General features: G+C 60.6%; 4 protein-coding genes. All 4 read right to left on the bottom strand.

What is annotated here, in order from left to right; all coding sequences use genetic code 11:
- Positions 1-2,123, bottom strand: a 2,123-nt coding sequence (gene gnpA, locus H8S62_RS17720) for a 1,3-beta-galactosyl-N-acetylhexosamine phosphorylase (protein WP_186920428.1), incomplete at its 3' end; no start/stop codon positions are given.
- A gap of 14 nt (positions 2,124-2,137) precedes the next feature.
- The gene (locus H8S62_RS17715) at positions 2,138-2,347 is read right to left on the bottom strand and encodes a DUF6903 family protein (protein ID WP_155149277.1); all 210 of its coding nucleotides are present in this window, start codon (positions 2,345-2,347) and stop codon (positions 2,138-2,140) included.
- 11 nt (positions 2,348-2,358) lie between these two features.
- The gene (locus H8S62_RS17710) at positions 2,359-3,249 is read right to left on the bottom strand and encodes a carbohydrate ABC transporter permease (RefSeq protein ID WP_155149279.1); all 891 of its coding nucleotides are present in this window, start codon (positions 3,247-3,249) and stop codon (positions 2,359-2,361) included.
- Between the two features lie 13 nt (positions 3,250-3,262).
- Positions 3,263-4,138 (bottom strand): carbohydrate ABC transporter permease (locus H8S62_RS17705; RefSeq protein WP_155149282.1); only part of this gene is annotated, 876 nt, incomplete at its 5' end.

The following is a 4,138-nucleotide window of genomic DNA, read 5'->3' as shown; positions in this document are numbered from 1 at the left end:
GCGGAGCCGTCGCCCCGGTAGACGGTGGTGGACTGGCTCTCGTAGGTGTTGTTCACCACGCAGAACTTTCCGTTCTCCACAAAGGCGTGGACCTCCACATTGAAGTTGTCGGAGTACCACTTGAGCAGGTTCGCCTCGTCGTGGGCGCTCCACAATATGGAGCGGTACAGCACACGGCTGTTCTCGAAGGAGTACGGAAGCCCGCTGATGTACACGCACCGCCCCCGACCGAAGCCGTGGACCGCCATCTGGACCTCCTTCTCCCGCTGCACGAGAATCTCCGTCCCCTCCAGGGCGTACATGTTTTTCTTCCCCTCCCCGAAGTCCACATCTCCCCCGCAGTCCGCCAGGATGAAGTGGCCGGGGTGCTCCTCCCAGTTGTACTTGTCGTAGTTGAGGGTGAAGCCCGTCTCCTTCTCCACGCCCAGCGCCCCCGCCAGCTGAAGGTAGCGCCCCTGGTACTGGTGCCCGGAGGGCTCGCCCACGCCGATGAAGCCGCCGCCGTTCCAGATGAAGCCGCGGACGGCCGCCGTCACCTCCGCGTCCTCCCACACCGCGCCGCCGGTGTGGGCCGTGTCGCCGTCGCCCACGTTGATAATCACGTCCACGCCATTCAGAATCCCGGGGTCGGCCTTGATGTCGTCAAAGCTGATGAACCTCACGTCGAACGGCGCGCCGGACAGCGCCTCGATGACCCCCGCGTAGGAGTAGTTCTGCTTCTGGTACAGCGCGTGGTGCACCATGTGGCAGCCCCAGGAGCGCATCCTGCCCCAGCAGTTGAGCACCGCCACCCTCTTGATGCAGTACGGCGTCGTCCCCCTGATGTTCTCGTAGAGCTCCCGGAACTCATTGCACACGCTCTCCACGTAGCCGATGAACTCCGGGAATTCGCACGCCAGCTTCAGGTAGCCTCCGTACCCTATCCGGTCGATGGGCTTGCGCAGGATGGCCCGCCGCGCCGTCACCCAGTTCTCCTTGGCCTCCTTCACCGGGTCCCCGCCCTCGTGGAACGTGTCCGGGAAGAAATAGGGCAGGAACCGCCCCTCCGTGTACTTCACCCCCGGTATGTCGCTGATGAGCCGCAGCGTGGACCCGTTCCCCACGCTCCCCACCACAGCGTCCAGTCCGATGCCCTGGAACTCAGGCATGAACGGCTCCGTTCCTATCCAGTGGTCCCCGAGGAACATCATCGCTTCCTTCCCCAGCTCGTGGGTGATGTCCACCATCTCCTTCGCCAGCGCCGCCACCTCCCGCCGCTGGAACGCCTGGAAGTCCTTGAACTCCCGGCTCGGAACCCGGTACTGGTTGTTGTAGTACCCCTGGTCGATGATGTACTCAGGCCGGAATTTGTACCCCGCCTCACGCTCAAACTGCTCCAGGATATAGGGCGACACCGACGCGGAGTACCCGTACCAGTCCACGTACTTCTCCCGCCTCAGCTCGTCGAACATCAGCGTGAACTGGTGGAAGAACGTGGTGTACCGTATCACGTCCACATACGGGTGCTCCGCGATGAATCTGCGCAGGCGCTCCATCGTGTACTTCCGCGTCTTCGGCTGCCGCACGTCGAAGGTTATCTGGTGCTCGAAGTCCTTCCAGTCGTTGGTCACCGCGTTGTACATGTGCACAGGGTCCCAGATGAGGTAGGCCAGGAAGCTCACCGTGTAGTCGTGGTACGCCTGCGCACGATGTATCTCCACGCTCCCCCTTGCCGCGTCGTAGCTCCACGCCTGCGTGTCCACCACACTCCCGGCCGTACGGTCCACCACCTCCCACCAGCGCTTGATGTCGTCCCGCGTGTTGGGCTCCAGAAGCTCCCCGCTGATGCCCTTCATCAGCGGGATGCTCAGCCGCTCCTCCGTCGCGGTGTAGAACGGCGTCATGATGTAGCACTGCTGCACCTCGTCAGGGTTCGCCTTCGCCCAGGCGTTGTCCTTCCGCGTGGTGTAGTACGTGGAGTACACCTTCGCCTCCACGCCCTTCAGCGCCTCCGGGTAGTCCGTCCCGTCGCAGTCCCGGATGGCGTCCGCCCCCCAGCGCTCCAGTATCTCCAGGGTCTCGGGCACCACGTCCACGTCCGTGGGGATGGTCACCCGCCCTCTTCTGCGTTCCTTCTCGCTCATTCCTGTTCTCCTCGCTATTTGGTTTTCTTGGTCCGCGGCTCCTCAAACGGCTTGTTGTACAGCGAAAGGCAGCCCAGCAGAAACCCGATGCCCACCAGCATCACGGCGAACCCCCAAAGCTTCCCCGTCTGCATCCAGCCGTACAGAATCAGACCGACGCCCGCCGCGAACGTGCACAGCATCAGTACCATCCGCAGCGCCGTGTGCTCTTTCCAAAACTTCATGCTCCCTCACCTTACCCTTTCAGTCCGCCGACCGTCATCCCCTGGGTCAGCTTTTTCTGCACACAGATGTACAGGATCAGGGTGGGCAGCATCACCAGCACCAAGCCCGCGTAGAGCTGCCCGAAGTCCGTCTTCGACTGGCTGGTCTGCATCAGGTTCAAAAGCCCCACGGGCAGGGTCTTCGGCCCCTTGGACGAGCTCATCAGCGTCATTGAGATGATGTACTCGTTCCAGAACGAGAGAAAGTTGAAGAGGATGATGGTGATGATGCTCGGCTTGGCCATGGGGAAGATGATGCTCACCATCGTCCTCCCGTAGCCCGCTCCGTCGATATACGCCGCCTCCTCAAAGTCGTGGGGCAGGGTGGCGAAGTACCCCGACAGCAGGTACACCGTAAACGGCAGCGCCGTGGACGCGTACACCAGCGCCAGCACAAACAGGTTGTTGAGCAGAAGCCCGTCCAGCCCAAGGTTCTTCAGCCACGCGTCCCCGTCCTTCAGCATCAGGAAGATGGGCACCACGATATAGTTCACGTTGATGAACAGCCCCGCCATGAAGCAGGTGTTCAGAAGCGCGCGCCCGCGGAAGTGAAACCGGCTCAGGCAGTATGCGCACGGCAGCGCCACCACCAGCAGTATCCCCAGCGCCAGCACCGTCACAATGGCCGAGTTGAGCATATAGCTGCCCATGTTCGCGCTGTTCCACGCGTTGACGAAGTTCTCCCAGTGGAACCCGTTGGGCAGGACCCAGGGGTTCCCGTAGAACTGGGTGTTGTCCTTGATGGACGCCAGAAACACCCACGCCACCGGCACGATAATCAGGATGGCCAGCGTGGCCAGCACCACATAGATGAAGACTTTGTACAGGGTGTCCGCGGAGATGCCCTTCTTATGTTCCTTCATTTCCGCCACCCCCTTAGACTTCCAGCACGTCGCGCCTGGTCACCCTGTTCACCAGCGCAGACAGTATGAACGAGAACAGGAACAGAACCACGCCCGCCGCCATCGAGTACCCGTACAGCCCCGCGTCCTTCTGGTTGTACATGAACGAGAGGCCCACGTCCGCCATGCCCTTCGCCACCATCGCCTTCACAAACAGGAACGCCATGTTGATGGTGGAGATGATGAAGAACGTCAGCGTCGTTCGGATGTTGGTCCATATCAGCGGCAGGGTAATCTGGAAAAACTGCTTCACTCGCCCCGCGCCGTCCAGCGACGAGCTCTCATACAGGCTCTCGCTCACCGCCGACATCGACGCCATGTACATCACCATGTAATACCCAATCGCCTGCCACACCATCGCGATGATGATGCTCACAATGACCATCGGCTGGTCCTTCCACAGTATCATCACCGTCTCACCCGAGACCATCGACAAAATGGAGTTCAGCATCCCGTTCTCAGGCTTGTACACCGCTGAGAAGATGCCAGCGATGACCACCACCGACAGGATGTTCGGGATGTAGAAGATGATGCGGAAGAAGTTCTGCCCCTTTATCTTCTCCCGCGTCAGTATCCCCGCGAACACCAGCGCGAAGAAAAACGTCACTATCGTGACCACCACTATCAAAAGCACCGTGTTCTGCATCGACGTGATGAACTTCGCGTCCCCCAGCAGCGTCGTGAAGTTCCCAAGTCCCACAAACGTCTCCGTCGGCGAGTACGCCCCCCGCTCAAACAGCGACATCCGGAACACATTCAGCGTCGGCACTATCATGAATATGAAAAACAGTACTGTTGCAGGCAGGATGCATAACACCAAAAACCGGTTGCGTCCTTTATGCCTCTCCAT

Origin of the sequence: Lawsonibacter faecis (assembly GCF_014287675.1) — a bacterium.
GTDB lineage: Bacteria > Bacillota > Clostridia > Oscillospirales > Oscillospiraceae > Pseudoflavonifractor > Pseudoflavonifractor faecis.
The sequence above is the reverse complement of the archived record's forward strand: the minus strand, read 5'-3'. Positions and strand labels throughout refer to the sequence as shown.

Coding starts and splice junctions, on each gene's coding strand:
- H8S62_RS17710 (WP_155149279.1), bottom strand. CDS start 3,249: ATGAAGGAACATAAGAAGGGCATCTCCGCGGACACCCTGTACAAAGTC.
- H8S62_RS17715 (WP_155149277.1), bottom strand. CDS start 2,347: ATGAAGTTTTGGAAAGAGCACACGGCGCTGCGGATGGTACTGATGCTG.